Below are 16177 nucleotides of genomic sequence, written 5' to 3' on the forward strand. Positions count from 1 at the left end.
GGTTCAATTTAAGCATTTATCTTTAAAAAGTAAGTCAGCAACTGATCAGGCTCTTCATTTTGGCTTGAATCTAAAAGCCCCAAAATCGCACCATCAATCATAAATACAAAAATATCCGACTCTTCATACGTAGCCCTTTTTTTAGAGTCTCGCAAAACCCAGAAAATTTCATTTTTAAGCCATCGTCTATACCGAATTGCGGTTTGGTAGGCGTTTGGATAAAGCTTTTTAATTTCAAAAATCGCTTTAAACAACAGATAATACGCCCCCTTTAAGTCCGCATGTAAAAGGTAAATTTGTCTAAGCTTAAGAGCCAAATCTGGATATTGACGAGACTCACTTACCGCCCTCACTCTTTCTTTTAAGTGCTCTTTTTGAACTAATAAACACATTTCAATTAATCTTTCTTTGGAGTGAAAGTAGTTGTAAAAAGTGGCTTTAGTCATTTTGGCTTCACTAACAATTCGGTCCACCCCAACCTTGTTAAAGCCGTATTTTTTAAATAAGTCTGCTGCTGTGTTAAGCGCTCGCGTCGCTCTAAATGAAACTTCTAAATTTTTCATGTATACCGCTTAAAATAATTTTTTGTTGTATATAAAAGAGATAGAAATGCCGTCACTCTTAAAATGAGTGCTAAATACAGGCATGCAAAAGCCGCACAATAATGATGTGCTCGCCTATCTCTGGTTTATTGTTGCTATGTTTTAGTCGTAACGATTCTTAAGGTGTAGAAACCTATAGTCGGTTAAATCGTTTTAAAGACTGTTTAAACGGTATGGATAGAGAGAATTTGGCAAAGGTTGCCAACGAGAAAGAAGAAATAGTACGCATAACGGCGGACTCCTTTTGATTTAGAAGAGTCTTACCAATTACTGCTAAATAATGGTGGCAAGACTAGAAGGGTTAGCAGACTGGTACAAAAGGAAACCAGCACACCCGAAGGTGTCCCTCCTAGCCTCACCATAAAGGCGTGACTTAAGAGAACGCACAAAAACCAAAACAGCATTGTTGTGCGCCTTTTGTAGACGGTCTGCTAAAACCGACTGGCAATGTAGGCCAGCAGGCAAAGGATAATCGGCAAGGTTTAGAGTGTCAATGTAAGGTTGAATAGAAAATAGTTAAATAATTATTGTTTTTCATTCAATTAGATAGTTAAGCTAAATTCTAATTCAACTTAAATTTAAAGATATACAAATACTGCTAACGAATGGTGGCAAGACGAAAGAAGGTTGACAGACTAGTTAGACCCTAGCACACCCTAAAGTGTCCTACTTCCGTTTTGCCATAAAAAAGAAGGATAATCTTTAATTTTTAGACCGTCAATTTGGTTCCGAACATAAAATATCTCTTTCATTATTATTAAAATTCAATTAGATACTAAAGCTTAATAATAGCGAAGTTCTGCTTTAAAGAAGCTAAACATTTAAACCAAAACCATATTTGCAAACAAAAAATTGATTAAAACAAAAAAGCCAACTCTTTCGAATTAGCCCTAATTACCTCACGACCACGTCTGTGAAAATTGCTTTTGATTTTATTGTTCGCAACAATCTTCATCATTTTTGTTATGAGTCTAAATTAGCCTTTCTTTATGACATTTCAATTAAAAAAACATCCAAAATCTCTCCTAAACAAACTTCATACATAAAATATGTGTTTTAGAGAACTAAATCACAATTTACAGAGCTGTACATTTTAAAGGCATATTCCGCTAAACGGCCAAGTCTATTATGCTTAAGTCATCTAATTGTTAAGTATGTATGATGGAACAGCAAACTTTATTACAAGAACTGAACTCACTCATTGAATACTACTCAAAAAGAACCGATTGCCCGCCTACTCGAATACGCATCGGCTATAGGGCTTATGCAAAACTGATGCAGTGTCCGCCTTTCGCGGATGAAGTGATGAACTCAGCCCTAGATCCAAATAAGCGAAAATATAAAAAGTTAAAAATTAAAATTACCAAAGATGATAATCAGTTGGAACTTGAGTAAATTTTTAAGAGTTCAAAATAAAAAGTTCTTCAACTCTCCTATTTGCGATTTTATTTATATAACTCCCCAGTTAAAGGCACAGCCTTAGAGCATTTATAGTCATTCCGTAAAAGCTCTGCTAAACAAAGCTTTTACAGATATTTTTATACTAATTGAGGCTTTCATTCTCTGAGGTATCTTCCTTATTTAAAATCCGCCCTTCTTGTTTTGGTCGAATCAATGGCGCAGTTGGTCTTGGGTGATGAGTATGTGTATATTGCATACCTACTCCCGCATTGACGTCATCTGCCGCGATTTCAGTTTCAAAACGCTCATTATCCAAATCACGAATTTCCTCGGTAATTCTTTCTACCTCATCTTCATCCACACCAAGCTCTTGCAAAATCACGCCGCCAAACTTAATGGCAGATTCAAACGTTTCACGAATCATAAAGTCCACTTTTTGTTTAACTAAATGCAGTGAATGCTCACGGTCATATGAACGGACTAATAGTTTTGCTAAAGGAAATTCATGGGTGACAAGTTCTACAATTCGATTGGTCGTTTCCTTACTATCTACACACACCACAATCGCTTGTGCTGTTGCAGCACCAGACGCATGCAGAATATCTAAACGGCAACCATCGCCATAATAAATTTTAAAACCAAATTTTTCGGCGTTTCGAATCATGTCGGTATTATTATCAATAATGGTGACATCGACACCTCTTGCTAATAATAATTGACTGGTGACCTGTCCAAAGCGCCCAAAACCGATCATTAAAACACTACCGCTTAGCCCGTCAGCAATGTCGATGTTTTCTAATGAAACCTTCGTTTTTGTTTGAGTAAAACGTTTGAAAATAATACCGACAATTGGGGTCAACACCATTGAAAGCACAACAATAGCGGTTAAGTTAGATTTAACGGTGCTATCAATAACTTGTGCACTTAGCGCAGCCGAGAATAGTACAAAAGCAAACTCTCCACCTTGAGCCATAAGTAAAGCGCGGTCTAATGCTTCAGTATGAGAGCTTTTCGTTACTCGGGCGACCATATAAATCATGAGCGCTTTGGCAAACATTAGGGCAATTACACCACTCACAATCAGTTGCCAGTTCTGAGCAACAACTGACAAATCCAACGACATGCCGACCCCAAGGAAAAACAGGCCCAGTAATATTCCTCGGAATGGTTCAATATCCGCTTCAATTTGATGTCTAAATGTTGATTCAGATAAAAGCACGCCCGCCAAGAAAGCACCCATCGCCATAGTCAAACCACTGACTTGCATGAGTAACGCGGCTCCCAACACAACCAGTAAAGCCGCAGCCGTCATGACCTCTCGGGCCTTAGCAGCGGCCAACAGTCTAAATAATGGGTTCAGTAACCAATACCCTGCCGCAATAAGTCCTGCAATTGCGAGCAAACCAATCCCTATATTTTCTAGACGTACCGATGTGCTTTCGACCACATGATTCGGTGCCATAAAAGCAACAATAGCCAGCAAAGGTACAATCAATAAATCTTCAAATAGTAAGATGGCTACAATCTTTTGCCCACGGGGCTGAGTCAAATCACCCCGATCACCCAATAACTGCATCACAATCGCAGTCGAGGTTAATACAAACCCTGCGGCACCAATAAAAGCAACTTGCCATGTAAAGCCAAATAACAGCCCAACGCCAGTCAAAGCCAGCGCGCAAATAATAATCTGCAATGTACCAAGGCCAAAAATTTCGCGTCTAAGACTCCACAAATGTGAGGGTTGCATTTCCAAACCAATCACAAAGAGGTACATCACAATTCCTAACTCGGCAATATGCAAAATTGCGGCAGAATCTTGAAAAAAAGCAAAACCGAATGGGCCAATAATTAGACCCGCAATTAAATAACCAAGTACTGAACCTAAACCAATACGTTTAAAAATAGGAACTGCAATGACAGCAGCCGCCAATAAAACCACAGGGGCAACCAAGCTAATTGAATGTGCTTCTGAGCTCATACATTTCTCATTTTATTTATCTGCAATTTATTCTATGTGAAACGAGGTTTAAGGGCGATTATTAGTTTTGAGAAAAAGCATCCTAAAAATAAAATGGCTTGAGTCATACGAAAATAAAAATTGAGCCTATAAATAGGAATCAAATATTCATAGACAAACACCCATAAAAAAAAGCCCTAACGGGCTTTTTTCAAATTAAGCAATGAATTTCAACATGAGCTGAATAACCGTTGCATTAATTAAGTCGACAAAGAATGCGCCACAAAGCGGAACAATCAAGAAAGCCTTATGCGATGGACCATACATATTAGTAATGGCCTGCATATTTGCAACGGCGGTTGGAGTTGCGCCCATACCGAAACCACAATGGCCTGCTGCTAACACTGCTGCATCATAGTTTTTGCCCATAACGCGGAACGTCACGAATGCTGCATATAAAGCCATCGTAATGGTTTGCGCACCTAAAATTACAACTAACGGGCCAGCTAGGTCGGCAAGTTGCCAAAGTTTTAACGAAAGCAATGCCATGGCTAAATAAAGTGACAAAGACGCATTACCAAATACATCAATCGCACGGTCAAAAATATCAATTTTCAACACGCTTTCTAAAATGTTTCTTAAAATTACGCCACCACCAAGTGCCCAAACGAAAGTTGGTAACTCGAACCAAGTTCCCTTACTAAAACCAGTCATAAATTCAGCAAACGCTAAACATGCTGCAAACATACCCAGTGTAGTAATTGCATTATCGGCAGTAATTAAACGAACTTGATGCGGGTTTTCAAACGGAGCAAGGTCATCTGAATTTTGTTCAAGATGAGTGTCGCGATTTTGGATTTCAGCATTGGTTTTTGGTTGAGCAAGACTGTAACGATTAATAAGTAGTTTCGCTAACGGCCCGCCAATCACACCACCAATAATCAAACCAAAAGTAGCACTCGCCATACCTAATGCTAAAGCACCCTGAATACCATGCTGACTTTCTAAAATTTCACCCCATGCGCCAGCTGTACCATGACCACCGGTTAAGGTAATTGAACCAGCAATCAAACCAATAAGTGGGTCAAGACCTAATAATGTCGCAAGACTCATACCAACAGCATTTTGCACAACAATAAATGAGGCTACACAAATTAAGAAGATGATTAAAGCAGTACCACCTTCTTTAAGCTTCATAAAATTGGCACTTAAACCAATTGAAGCAAAGAACACGAGCATAAAGCTGGTTTGTAATTCGCTACTAAAAACAATGCTATACCCCCACAAAGTGTGGACAAGTAAAGAAACTACAGCAGCAACCAAACCACCAGCTACAGGTTCAGGGATATTATAACGTTTTAAAAAATCAATACGATTAACAAGAAAGCGGCCCAACAATAAGACGATAACCGCCGAAATTAGTGTATAAAAACCATTAAAAACAAATTCCATATATACTACTTTCTGATTACATTCCTAATGGATTGTAAAATAATTATATTTTATTTTTTATTATTTAAAAAAAACACAAACAAACTTTACAAAAACCATCTTTATTTAATAATAATCATATAAGTCAATTTGTTATTTTGAGTATTTAGTAAAAAATCACAATGTATCCTCTCTTAAATTTCTATATTGCTTTGATAATTAATTTTTTAAACATTTAAATGCTCAAGCGATGAAATCAAGACATCTGGTTGCCTCAATCTTATTACCGATTTTTTAAGTAAGAGTATGTTGGGCTAAGCTAAGCTCTACTTGATACATTTAAAGAAAAATCCTGTCTTTTGGGTCACTGAACTTCTCCATCATTCACTTTAATATCCTTCAAAGACCAGCTCTTTACTGTTCTGGGCAACATCTTTATAGGTTTTATATTCAATGAGTTTATTGCTTAAAGTTCGTCAGAACGTTCCACAGCTACAATCTATTAAAAAATCTCTTCAGACACGTGCTGGTCAAAAAATACCTCACATGCTGATCAATGCATCAGATCTATTTTTCCGAGGCCCTCAAATAGCTTTGTCAGGAAAAACACCTTTTGAAGTGATTCATAAGCATGAAATCATTACCTTACGCCATTATAAAAATGAGACTGATACCTCTACTCCTAAACACCGCGTACCTTTAGTTATTGTTCCACCGCTAGCAGTGAACATGCTCATTTACGATTTGTTCCCTACTCGCAGTTTTGTACGTTTCTTTTTGGCCCAAGGGTTTGATGTTTACTTAATTGACTGGGGCGTACCAACCCGACACCAAGCAAAATATAACTTCGGTACTTATATTAAAGTTTTCATGCCAGAGATGTTAAAGCAAGTTCGCTTGCACAGCGGTCAGCAACAGCTTTCTTTACATGGCTGGAGTTTAGGCGGCGCACTTTCACTCTGCTATACCGCATTGTTTAAAGATAAAGATATTAAAAATCTAATTATTCTTGCTTCACCTATCGACACACACAAAGCGGGTTATATGGGGAAACTCTACGGTAGCCTCACCAAACCTGCCGAGTGGGTTCGTAAACATACGCCATTTCGTATTCGCCATCATGTACCAAGTGAAGCATTTCATATTCATGGCTGGCAAAATACCCTTGGTTTTAAATTAACGGATCCGATTGGAAATCTGAAAACATATTGGGAACTTTTTAAGAATCTAGATAACCGAGAGTTTATTGTCGACCATGCAACCTCAAGCTCATTTATCGATAATATGTTGGCCTATCCGGGCGGTGTCATGCGCGATATTATTCTCCGTTTCTGGATTGATAATGAACTGTCTAAAGGTGTAGTTAAATTTGGTGAACTTACCGCCTATCTAAAAGATATTAAATGCTCTGTATTAGCTATTGGTGGCAACACAGATATTATTGTCACAGCTGATGCTGTTAAACCACTCATGGATTTAATTAGTAGCCAAGACAAAACATTTAAGGTGGTACCCGGGGGTCATATGGGCGTAGTTTCAGGTAGTCAAGCACCCACTACGGTCTGGCCAGAAGTGAGTACTTGGTTAGCTACTCGTTCAGAATAATTAATTCAAAAGCAGTAAAGCCAGTGTAGTCAGTTCTATGCTGGCCAAAATTTAAATTTTATAAATCTGATATTCTAGTTTCATTTATATTGCAGTAGTTTTTTCTCTTAATTCAAAAGCAGCTCATTACTAGATGACACAAAAATATAAATATAATTTCCTCACTATTAATCACATTAAAACCCTTCAACACATAAATTTTATTTATTAGAAATACAATTTAATAAAACAATATTTATCAAATGTTAAAATTTTTTAAATAAATTAATTTTCGCTTATTAATATTTATAAATTTTAAGAAAAGTACCTCTTAAAGTTGATGTTACTTTTTGTTATTTATGTAAAGCTCATCTAAACAATATATTTACTTAAGTTATTGTTAAACAATTTTTTTTATAAATTTAATTTTGTAAAATTTGATCATTATTTATACAAATGTAGGCAATCTCTCACAATTATGTAAGCCAAAGCTTACAACTCAAATGATTGTTTTTCTTATAATTAATTTCAGTACATATAAGCACTCTTTACTATTAAATAGAAAGCTGAATATTAATAAAGAGATCTGGAGAAAATGATAAAGTCATCTTTATTAATATAAAAACTCTTAATAATAGAAAAAGAATCTCAAAAATTAATATGTACTATCTTTCCTCTGGAAACAGAGGAAAGATACTTTTTTAATCATCAGATAGGGTATAGAAAATGTTTATTGCAAAAAATATATTTGTATATTTACTATCAATGTTAGCTTTATGCTTACTGATTATTTTCTTTAATTACATAGGAATGAACGAGACGATTAATCTTCTTCTCTCATCCGCGCTTTTCGGCATATTTATTACGTGGTATTTCAAAGGTAGTGGACTATGTCTCGCCCTATTTAGCTTTTTTTATTGGGCAATGTTTGTGATTAGTCAAAGCTTAGAAGTAATATGGATGCTCGCAAGTTCAGTTATTGTATATTTAGTCATGACTAAAATATTACCTAAACTCAAGACCATCCATATTGGCGTGATAGCCAAATAGCTAAAATGGTTTCACCCCACGATTCACCATACCCACTTTCTTAACTGTGTTAATTTTAGTTTGTTCGGCAATGACTAATTCATTGATGAAAGCTTTTAAGTTTTGCTCATCAAGACGAATAGGATTAAAAGTACTTTCTCCCATTTTTAGAAAGAAAGATTCGATATTTGTATTACGTTGTACATATTTCATTGACCATCGTTGAAACGAGTTTTGTTCAATGGAATATGTACACAACCATTTAACATTGTGGTGTCTTTCATCATTTGTAATTTTTTCAAATAATCGTTCAACCACCTCTCGCTCACCTTCCAAGCATTGAAAGAAAGCATTATCGGCATAATAGAGCACCCCACAGATCTGATTCAAATCATTGAAATCTCGTGCTTCTGTCAAAATATCACGTAAATCTTGCAACAAATCTTCATTTTTTTCGTTACGTTGACTGGCATAACACAGGCGAACGTTCATTAGCAGTTCCGTGAAATATAAAATTTCTTTATTTAAAGATTTTTTAATCTACCATATCTTTATTACTAATAATTTATATTTCACACATATTCTAAAGTTTATTTTAAAAATATGTTTGATTATTAACTATAAGAGCTTAATAACTAATGATTTATATTCACAAGAAAATAAAAAGCCCTACTATTGAGGGCTTCTAATGCTCTAAAAGAACAATAAATTGCTTTAAAAGCTAAAATAAAAAAAAGCACTAAAAAGTGCTTTTTTTTACTTGCTGTTATATTATTGTGGAATAATATTTACAGCATTTGGGCCTTTTTGCCCTTGAGTAACGGTAAATGTTACACGTTGACCTTCATGCAAAGTTTTGAAACCAGAACCTGCGATTTCTTTGAAGTGAGCGAACACATCTGGACCGTTGTCTTGTTGAATGAAACCAAAACCTTTAGTTTCGTTAAACCACTTTACTGTACCACTTACTGTATTAGACATGATATATCCTACTGATTTCTAATATTTTAGAATCATTAAATAATGACCCTATCATAACTTTGAAAAAAGAATAACAAATTGAGCTTAATATCTTAAAAAACGAAGGATTATGACTAAAACTACGATACTTAAAAGAAGATTTACTAACAAGTCTTTTTTCTAGTTAACAGCATCATACATGAAATAAAATTGTATTCAAGGCTTTTATATAAATAATTTCCAAAACTTAAGTTAAATAAATATAAAACAATAACTTAATAAAAAGATTAAGAAATTCAGTATATTGCTTAATTAAAAAACAATCTATGATGTGATAAAAACATTGAAAAGCAACTGCTATAAAAATATCTATTTAGAAAATTGCTTGAGCACGAATGAAAAGTTATTTTTAAAAATATAGATAATAAAAAAACTCCTGATCAGGAGCCTTATTTTATGGCAGAGGATCAAGGACTCGAACCTTGACGAACGGTTTTGGAGACCGTCATGCTACCATTACACCAATCCTCTATATTCATGATTAAACACTCAAGATTTAATCACAAAAAAAGCAAGATCATAATCTTGCTTTTTTAATGGTGGGGGCGAAGAGACTCGAACTCTTACACCTTGCGGCGCTGGAACCTAAATCCAGTGCGTCTACCAATTTCGCCACGCCCCCATCTGGGACATTTATTTAAAATAAATGTGGCAGAGGATCAAGGACTCGAACCTTGACGAACGGTTTTGGAGACCGTCATGCTACCATTACACCAATCCTCTTCCAAGATCTAGATGACCTAACATCTACATCAAACTTTAAGTTATTAACTTAAAGTGGTGGGGGCGAAGAGACTCGAACTCTTACACCTTGCGGCGCTGGAACCTAAATCCAGTGCGTCTACCAATTTCGCCACGCCCCCATCTGGGACATTTATTTAAAATAAATGTGGCAGAGGATCAAGGACTCGAACCTTGACGAACGGTTTTGGAGACCGTCATGCTACCATTACACCAATCCTCTTCCAAGATCTAGATGACCTAACATCTACATCAAACTTTAAGTTATTAACTTAAAGTGGTGGGGGCGAAGAGACTCGAACTCTTACACCTTGCGGCGCTGGAACCTAAATCCAGTGCGTCTACCAATTTCGCCACGCCCCCGATGGCTGTGTATATTAGCGATAAGATCTGACAGTGACAAGTGTTTTTTTTCTAAAAAAAACTAACCGTGTAAATTGTATACAGATACTAGATCAATGATTTTTATCAATTTGAATCTGTTTTAAGCAATTTATTGCTTCATCAGCATTTGAAAACCGATTTTGCTGCTGTTTTTGTAATAAACCTACAAGTAAGGGTAAAAAAATCAAAAACTGCGTGGGTAATTGAATGGTTAAATTTTGACAGTGTAAGACTGCCCAATCACGATAACTACTTGCTTCTAAGCGAGTTTGAGTCAACCATTCATATAAAATGATGCCAAAAGCATATAAATCACTTTGTATTCCCTTATGCCCTCCTCTAAATAGCTCAGGAGCCATATAACGAGGTGTTGCATCCATGACTGTATCGCAACTTGAGATCGGTCTCGTTTTCTCAAAATCAATTAAATAAGGCTTTTGCTGAAACTTTCTAAAATGCTCTGCCTTAACGTCTCCATGAATCCAGCCAATTTCATGAAGTTCTGCAAGCTTATTTATTGCGAACCAAATCTTACGGTATACATCAGTTAAATCACTTTCATGAACCAATGAACCGAACCACACGTCACTATTAGGTAAAATTAAAACCTTACCAAAAGAATGGCCTAGCTGAGGGATTAAACTGACCTCAATTAATTTATAAGGTAAAAGCCATGCAGGTTTTTTAAAGTGAATTTCTTCGTAAAATAATTGCTCATGCATGAAATCTTGCTCATTTTGAGCATGGGTTTCAGGCAAATGATATTTTAACCAGTAATTCTTGGTATCTATGGTACATGTCCATAAACACCGCCCTAACGCTGCACTTGTTGGCTTTGTTACACATGTTAAATTTTCTATATACGAAGCAAAATCATGCTTCAGCATAATAAGACTCAGGCTGTTGTTTCTTTTCTTCAAAACGCAAAACTTCTAAACAATGCTGAATTGTCTTACCAATACGAGCATGGGTCTCAATTGAAGAAATTTTTGGCCAAGTTGCACGTTCCCCTTCTCTTTGCAAACGCTTAAACAGATGCGGACGCGGGTTTTGCAAAGTGTAGGTATAGTGACTTAGGCTATATTTAGCAATGATGTTTACATCACCATAATAACGCTGTCCCATTACTCCATATCCATGATCTAACAATCTTCTAACTGGAGAAATAGAACCAAGTCGTTGACGCGTAAAATCCATGATACCCATTGATAGCACTTTACCTTGGCGTCTTAGAATTCTTTCAGGCCAGCTTAAAACGTCTTTACGGAAGCGATCCGCATCATTTTGCATAAATGGAACAATATGTGGGTTAACTTGACTCGCAATGGTGTAGTTTAAATTATAAAGCCGTGCCATTCTTTCTTGCGGGAAATCGCTTCTTACACTTCCATCTACCCACTTTGTATTTGCCATATAAGGTGTATGTTCACCGTCATAACGTTTACTGGTTAAGCGTACTGGTGGGAATAAAATTGGCACAGCACATGAAGCCAATACCGCACTCCACACCAAAACATTCGGCGTCATAATGGCGTTCATAATTCTTGGGTTTTCTGTTGCATCATACGGCGCTACTGCCACATTAATGTTTAAACCTGATTTTTTGAAAGCCTCTTCAAACGTAAGATCACCTAAATTCTCAATGAGGAATTTTTTCAAATATTGAACATCGGCAATTCCACCATTGCCTTTAATAAGTTCACGGAATTTCCTAAAATGAAAAGCATCACTAAAAAATTGCTCACCATTTAATAAGTTTTGGATATCTTCACTGGCAGAGGTTCCAAGCATACCTGTCATAATTGCCCCTGCACTTGAGCCAGAGAGCACTTTAGGCATTAAGTCTTGTTCAATTAAAGCCTTACATACACCTGTATGAAAAAGGCCTAAAGTCGCCCCACCCGAAAACATAAGTGCGGGTTGTCCATATGCCTTTTCACAGTTTTCAAAAAACTCTATTTTTTCTTTTCTTTGAAACGTAATGCATTCACTTGAAGCAATGTAAGCTAAGCTTTGGCTAACTTCTTCAATATAGTCTTCAATTAACTTTTTTGTACCGACATGTGTTGCGGCAAAAAGCATTGGATGACCAATATTTGCAATATCGTAAGTTAGACCTTCTTTAAGTAAATAGATGAGGTCTAATGTCCGATGTTGCTGACGATATCTTTTGAGCAAAGTGTATCGATAAGAAATCAGTTCGGCATCGAAGTAAGGTGAACTATTATCAAACTTCCACTCTTGCACACCTGTTTCTTCATCTAGTTTTAATGCAAAAGACTTCCATTCCTCATAAGATTCAGCCATGTCTAATTGACGTTGTAATTTTTTGATACGGTAAGCCTGATGTGGATTCATATCACTTCGTATTTTTTCAAACATATTTCGTCCTCATCTTCACAGATGATTTTACTGAATAGACATCACAACACTATGCTCGGTCTGAACATTTCAATCAATTGCAAAACCGATAAAGTGTATAGGCAATAAGTTTTTTGTCAGCCTATTAATTTCGGTGTTAGTATCCTATCAAACACTGTTTAACATGATTGACTTACCATGGCTACCATTGATTTACCGGACAATTTAGTTCAAACATTATCACTTGTATTAAATCAGTTACAGCAAGTCTTGCCTGAGCCTCGACAAGAAACAGATTTTACTGCACCTGCTTTTAGATGGGAAAATCAGCAACTTAATGCCATCCATGCACCAAAAAATATTTATCTTGATGACTTAAAAGGCATTGAGCGTCAAAAAGAAAAAATTATTCAAAATACTTTGCAATTTTTAAATGGCCTACCAGCAAATGATGTACTGTTAACCGGCTCACGTGGTACAGGAAAATCATCTATTGTTCGTGCTTTACTCACTGAGTATGCCCCTCAGGGATTACGTTTAATTGAAATTGAACGTGATGATTTATCAGACTTACCTAAAATTCAAAAACTCATTCAAAATCGTCCTGAAAAATATATCGTCTATTGTGATGACTTGGCTTTTAATGCCGAAGATGAAAATTACCGTAGTCTAAAAAGTGTATTAGATGGTTCATTACAGTCAGGTTCAAGTAATTTTATTATTTACGCAACCAGTAACCGTCGCCACCTGTTACCAGAATTCATGCATGAAAATACACCTGTAACTAAGGTGGACGTCCCCCAATATACTGAATTACACCCACAAGAAGCGATTGAAGAAAAGATCTCTTTATCGGATCGTTTTGGTCTATGGCTATCTTTTTATCCAATGGATCAAAACCTATATTTAGAAATCGTTAAGCATTATCTTGATAAAGCAAACATGCCTTTCAATGATGAAGTTCGTGCAGAAAGTCTACGTTGGTGTCAGATGCGTGGTCAGCGCTCTGGTCGAGCTGCTTATCAGTTTTCTAAGCATTGGATTGGTTTAAACGCATTAAAAGATTTGTCTAACAATTAAATAAAATGTCCTGCAAAGCCTTAGCTTTGGCCTATAAACCGCTTAGCTTTGGCAGTTGTTTTTCATAACCTAAAACAAAGATAGTTCTTCTTTAGGTTTATATATGAAAAAGCAATTGCCAAAAATTTCTACAACAAGTAAAACGCTTGGTAAAAGTTTATTACTTGCACAAGGTGTTTTAGACCAAGCAAAAAAATATTCAACTCTTCCTTTTACTCAAGCCCATATCATCCGTCCACGAGTTGACGAAAAATATTATAGCTGGACACATTACGGTATCTTTTTCCCGCTTTTACCAGAGCCGCATCGTTACTTAAATATTATGATTTTAATCGGTACGCCCGGTGCACTTGCTTTTGACCATGATGATATCATCACTGGAAATCCTAGAAAAACAGCTACTTTCTTTTCAAGTACAGCTGCTCTGGAACAAGCTTTACTGAAAGCCTATATCATTCCCGAAGATACAAAAATTAATAAAGATGGGACCTTAATAGAACTAGGTCAGGAAATTTCAATTCAAGGAAAATTCCCTCAAATTCATATTAATGGACATTATGATGGGTTTGATTTCAACTTTGATATCGATATCACTTCACATGTTTCATGGTTTATAAAAACACCAATCTATGATCACTTTAGTTTATTGGCAAAGTTTAAAGGTTTTTTAAACTATCAAGCAGAACGCATTGAAACCCAAGGACTTTGCACTTACGAATATGCTCGAGCAGTTGGTCCTCACTCCATTACAAATAAACTTATTCCTGATGTATATAAACTGCCACTTGATTTTTTCACTTATCAAATCATCAATTTAAACGAAACCACCCAACTTCTTCTTACCAAAGCCGATATTGCAGGACAAACAGCTGCATACACCCTGCATATTCGATATCTAGACCAGCCAGCTGAAATCTACACAGATGTAAGCTTTGATATTATTTCGCATCAAGTTGATGACTTCATTTCACCTACTGGGCAAAAAATGCGACTTCCAAAATATTTTTCTTGGATCGCTCGAAATGATGCAAAGCAAATTATCTTAAACATTCAGGCAGAAATTGACTGCCCATTCCGTTATGGTCATGGGCGAGGTTATGCGAGTAGCTATATATTTACAGGTCATTATTTTGGTAATGAAGTACAAGGCCGTGGTTATATCGAATACATTGATATTGAAAACCAACAGGCCTTTGACGATGAATAATTTTACTCAGGAATAGTGAGTTCAGTCATCGGCCAGCGCGGCGTGGTCGTTACCGCTAAACCATCATGCTGACCTGCTTTTAAACGCTGATAACCAGCAAAAGCAATCATTGCCCCATTATCAGTACATAAAGCAGGCTCGGCATAATAAACTTGCGCTTTAATTTTCGCCAAAGAAGATTCTAATTGCTCGCGTAGTCTTAAATTTGCGCTAACTCCACCTGCAATCACTAAACGTTTAAGTCCAGTTTGCTTTAAAGCTTTTACTGATTTTTTTACCAAGGTATCTACAATTGCTTCTTGGAATGAAGCAGCAATGTCAGCGTCACGATTTTCACCATTCAATTTTTTCAATTGAACAGAAACAGCTGTTTTTAAACCACTAAAAGAAAAATCTAGGCCCTGATGAAGCATAGGTCTTGGAAAATCAAAAGCTAATGGATCTCCAGACAATGCAAGTTTTGCGATATTTGGCCCACCTGGATATGGCAAGCTCATCATTTTTGCAACTTTATCAAAAGCTTCGCCCGCAGCATCATCAATAGACTCACCCAATAGTTCATATTGACCAATAGCGTGGGCTGCCATCAATTGTGTATGTCCACCTGAAACTAACAATGCTACAAACGGAAATTCAGGTGGTTGACTTGAAAGTAATGGGGCCAACATATGACCTTCCATATGATGAACACCAATTGCAGGCTTATTTAAAGAAAAAGCTAAAGTTCTGCCAAACAATGCACCTGTCATTAATGCTCCCATTAAGCCAGGACCACGCGTATAAGCAACCGCGTCAATCTCTTGTTTTGTTACACCACTTTGTTCAAGCAATTGATTCATTAAAGGAATTAATTTACGAACATGGTCACGAGAAGCAAGTTCAGGTACTACGCCACCATATTCGGCATGAAGTTTAATCTGGCTATAAAGAACCTGTCCCCGTAAGCCGAGTTCGCTATCATAAAGTGCCAACCCTGTTTCATCACAAGAAGTTTCCAAGCCTAAAACAATCATCAAAACTGCCTTTTATATGAGTCAAAATATTGCAATCGCTATTATAGACTTGTGATATGAGTTGTAAATGAGTAAAATACTGACCTTCACTTGTGATCTGGCGCAATGGTGTGCCTGATCTTATCCATAATCTAGAGGATTTTACATGCCACAAGTTAAGTTGAAAGAAGGCGAACCAGTTGACGTAGCTATCCGTCGTTTCAAACGTTCATGCGAAAAAGCTGGTGTTTTAGCTGACGTTCGTAAACGCGAATTCTACGAAAAACCAACTCAAGAACGTAAGCGCAAAAAAGCTGCAGCAGTTAAACGCTACCAAAAGAAATTGGCTCGCGAATCTGTACGTACTACTCGCCTTTACTAATTAATT

Annotated in this window: 14 protein-coding genes and 6 tRNA genes; 6 read left to right on the forward strand and 14 right to left on the reverse strand. The window is 36.5% G+C overall.

Going from position 1 to position 16177, the window contains the following annotated elements; translation table 11 throughout:
• Positions 1-8: 8 nt before the first annotated feature.
• Positions 9-563: a TetR/AcrR family transcriptional regulator gene (locus J690_RS10070; RefSeq protein WP_032035617.1), complete on the reverse strand. Its 555-nt coding sequence runs from the start codon at positions 561-563 to the stop codon at positions 9-11.
• Between the two features lie 1200 nt (positions 564-1763).
• Here J690_RS10070 and J690_RS24470 point away from each other — a divergent pair.
• Positions 1764-1997 (forward strand): hypothetical protein, encoded by a 234-nt coding sequence (locus J690_RS24470; RefSeq protein ID WP_016806139.1) that lies wholly within the window; start codon positions 1764-1766, stop codon positions 1995-1997.
• A gap of 148 nt (positions 1998-2145) precedes the next feature.
• On the opposite strand, the gene J690_RS10075 is transcribed toward J690_RS24470, so the two are convergent.
• Together J690_RS10075 and gltS are read right to left on the reverse strand one after the other, a co-directional pair.
• Positions 2146-3981 carry a monovalent cation:proton antiporter-2 (CPA2) family protein gene (locus tag J690_RS10075; protein WP_032035618.1) on the reverse strand — a complete coding sequence of 612 codons (1836 nt, stop codon included), beginning with the start codon at positions 3979-3981 and terminating at the stop codon, positions 2146-2148.
• A gap of 195 nt (positions 3982-4176) precedes the next feature.
• Positions 4177-5412 (reverse strand): sodium/glutamate symporter, encoded by a 1236-nt coding sequence (gene gltS, locus J690_RS10080; RefSeq protein WP_014207191.1) that lies wholly within the window; start codon positions 5410-5412, stop codon positions 4177-4179.
• A 432-nt stretch (positions 5413-5844) separates the two neighbouring features.
• Here gltS and J690_RS10085 point away from each other — a divergent pair, with 432 nt between their 5' ends.
• Both J690_RS10085 and J690_RS24265 read left to right on the forward strand, forming a co-directional pair.
• The gene (locus J690_RS10085) at positions 5845-6996 is read left to right on the forward strand and encodes an alpha/beta fold hydrolase (RefSeq protein WP_032035619.1); all 1152 of its coding nucleotides are present in this window, start codon (positions 5845-5847) and stop codon (positions 6994-6996) included.
• Positions 6997-7701: 705 nt separating this feature from the next.
• Complete coding sequence (locus J690_RS24265) at positions 7702-8025, forward strand: hypothetical protein (protein ID WP_005073518.1); 324 nt, start codon at positions 7702-7704, stop codon at positions 8023-8025.
• Here the strand turns inward: J690_RS24265 and J690_RS10090 are convergent, their stop codons facing one another.
• The 10 genes from J690_RS10090 to J690_RS10135 all read right to left on the reverse strand — a co-directional run bounded on the left by J690_RS10090 (position 8026) and on the right by J690_RS10135 (position 12531).
• Complete coding sequence (locus J690_RS10090; RefSeq protein ID WP_005073517.1) at positions 8026-8496, reverse strand: AnBLUF65 family BLUF photoreceptors; 471 nt, start codon at positions 8494-8496, stop codon at positions 8026-8028.
• Between the two features lie 279 nt (positions 8497-8775).
• The gene (locus J690_RS10095; RefSeq protein ID WP_002115279.1) at positions 8776-8985 is read right to left on the reverse strand and encodes a cold-shock protein; all 210 of its coding nucleotides are present in this window, start codon (positions 8983-8985) and stop codon (positions 8776-8778) included.
• Between the two features lie 436 nt (positions 8986-9421).
• A tRNA-Trp gene (locus tag J690_RS10100) sits at positions 9422-9495 on the reverse strand.
• A gap of 66 nt (positions 9496-9561) precedes the next feature.
• Positions 9562-9646: transfer RNA gene (locus J690_RS10105), tRNA-Leu, on the reverse strand.
• A 27-nt stretch (positions 9647-9673) separates the two neighbouring features.
• Positions 9674-9747, reverse strand: a tRNA-Trp gene (locus tag J690_RS10110).
• A 55-nt stretch (positions 9748-9802) separates the two neighbouring features.
• Positions 9803-9887, reverse strand: a tRNA-Leu gene (locus tag J690_RS10115).
• 27 nt (positions 9888-9914) lie between these two features.
• Positions 9915-9988: transfer RNA gene (locus J690_RS10120), tRNA-Trp, on the reverse strand.
• A gap of 55 nt (positions 9989-10043) precedes the next feature.
• A tRNA-Leu gene (locus J690_RS10125) sits at positions 10044-10128 on the reverse strand.
• A 92-nt stretch (positions 10129-10220) separates the two neighbouring features.
• Entirely contained in the window at positions 10221-11036 is an 816-nt protein-coding gene (locus J690_RS10130; protein ID WP_032035620.1) for a protein kinase domain-containing protein, read from the reverse strand.
• On the reverse strand, positions 11023-12531 hold the full coding sequence (locus J690_RS10135; protein ID WP_005073515.1) for a DUF3336 domain-containing protein: 1509 nt from the start codon (positions 12529-12531) through the stop codon (positions 11023-11025). The genes J690_RS10130 and J690_RS10135 overlap by 14 nt, the downstream gene beginning before the upstream one ends.
• Positions 12532-12708: 177 nt before the next feature.
• On the opposite strand from J690_RS10135, the gene J690_RS10140 reads away from it, so the two are divergent.
• Both J690_RS10140 and J690_RS10145 read left to right on the forward strand, forming a co-directional pair.
• The gene (locus tag J690_RS10140) at positions 12709-13590 is read left to right on the forward strand and encodes an ATP-binding protein (protein WP_032035621.1); all 882 of its coding nucleotides are present in this window, start codon (positions 12709-12711) and stop codon (positions 13588-13590) included.
• Positions 13591-13693: 103 nt separating this feature from the next.
• Positions 13694-14797, forward strand: coding sequence for a DUF6670 family protein (locus J690_RS10145; protein ID WP_032035622.1), 1104 nt, complete (start codon positions 13694-13696; stop codon positions 14795-14797).
• Between the two features lie 2 nt (positions 14798-14799).
• Here J690_RS10145 and tsaD read toward each other — a convergent pair whose 3' ends face one another.
• A complete protein-coding gene (tsaD, locus tag J690_RS10150; protein WP_032035624.1) occupies positions 14800-15810 on the reverse strand; it encodes a tRNA (adenosine(37)-N6)-threonylcarbamoyltransferase complex transferase subunit TsaD in 1011 nt (336 codons plus the stop codon).
• 145 nt (positions 15811-15955) lie between these two features.
• Here tsaD and rpsU point away from each other — a divergent pair, with 145 nt between their 5' ends.
• A complete protein-coding gene (gene rpsU / locus J690_RS10155; RefSeq protein ID WP_001136722.1) occupies positions 15956-16171 on the forward strand; it encodes a 30S ribosomal protein S21 in 216 nt (71 codons plus the stop codon).
• The last annotated feature ends 6 nt before the right edge of the window (positions 16172-16177 follow it).

The sequence above is a fragment of the Acinetobacter sp. 742879 genome, assembly GCF_000588535.1.
Lineage (GTDB): Bacteria > Pseudomonadota > Gammaproteobacteria > Pseudomonadales > Moraxellaceae > Acinetobacter > Acinetobacter pittii.

What these genes read in the sequence shown, in the direction of transcription:
- J690_RS10070 (WP_032035617.1), bottom strand. Translation starts at nt 563, where the DNA reads ATGAAAAATTTAGAAGTTTCATTTAGAGCGACGCGAGCGCTTAACACA.
- J690_RS24470 (WP_016806139.1), top strand. Translation starts at nt 1,764, where the DNA reads ATGGAACAGCAAACTTTATTACAAGAACTGAACTCACTCATTGAATAC.
- J690_RS10075 (WP_032035618.1), bottom strand. Translation starts at nt 3,981, where the DNA reads ATGAGCTCAGAAGCACATTCAATTAGCTTGGTTGCCCCTGTGGTTTTA.
- gltS (WP_014207191.1), bottom strand. Translation starts at nt 5,412, where the DNA reads ATGGAATTTGTTTTTAATGGTTTTTATACACTAATTTCGGCGGTTATC.
- J690_RS10085 (WP_032035619.1), top strand. Translation starts at nt 5,845, where the DNA reads ATGAGTTTATTGCTTAAAGTTCGTCAGAACGTTCCACAGCTACAATCT.
- J690_RS24265 (WP_005073518.1), top strand. Translation starts at nt 7,702, where the DNA reads ATGTTTATTGCAAAAAATATATTTGTATATTTACTATCAATGTTAGCT.
- J690_RS10090 (WP_005073517.1), bottom strand. Translation starts at nt 8,496, where the DNA reads ATGAACGTTCGCCTGTGTTATGCCAGTCAACGTAACGAAAAAAATGAA.
- J690_RS10095 (WP_002115279.1), bottom strand. Translation starts at nt 8,985, where the DNA reads ATGTCTAATACAGTAAGTGGTACAGTAAAGTGGTTTAACGAAACTAAA.
- J690_RS10130 (WP_032035620.1), bottom strand. Translation starts at nt 11,036, where the DNA reads ATGCTGAAGCATGATTTTGCTTCGTATATAGAAAATTTAACATGTGTA.
- J690_RS10135 (WP_005073515.1), bottom strand. Translation starts at nt 12,531, where the DNA reads ATGTTTGAAAAAATACGAAGTGATATGAATCCACATCAGGCTTACCGT.
- J690_RS10140 (WP_032035621.1), top strand. Translation starts at nt 12,709, where the DNA reads ATGGCTACCATTGATTTACCGGACAATTTAGTTCAAACATTATCACTT.
- J690_RS10145 (WP_032035622.1), top strand. Translation starts at nt 13,694, where the DNA reads ATGAAAAAGCAATTGCCAAAAATTTCTACAACAAGTAAAACGCTTGGT.
- tsaD (WP_032035624.1), bottom strand. Translation starts at nt 15,810, where the DNA reads ATGATTGTTTTAGGCTTGGAAACTTCTTGTGATGAAACAGGGTTGGCA.
- rpsU (WP_001136722.1), top strand. Translation starts at nt 15,956, where the DNA reads ATGCCACAAGTTAAGTTGAAAGAAGGCGAACCAGTTGACGTAGCTATC.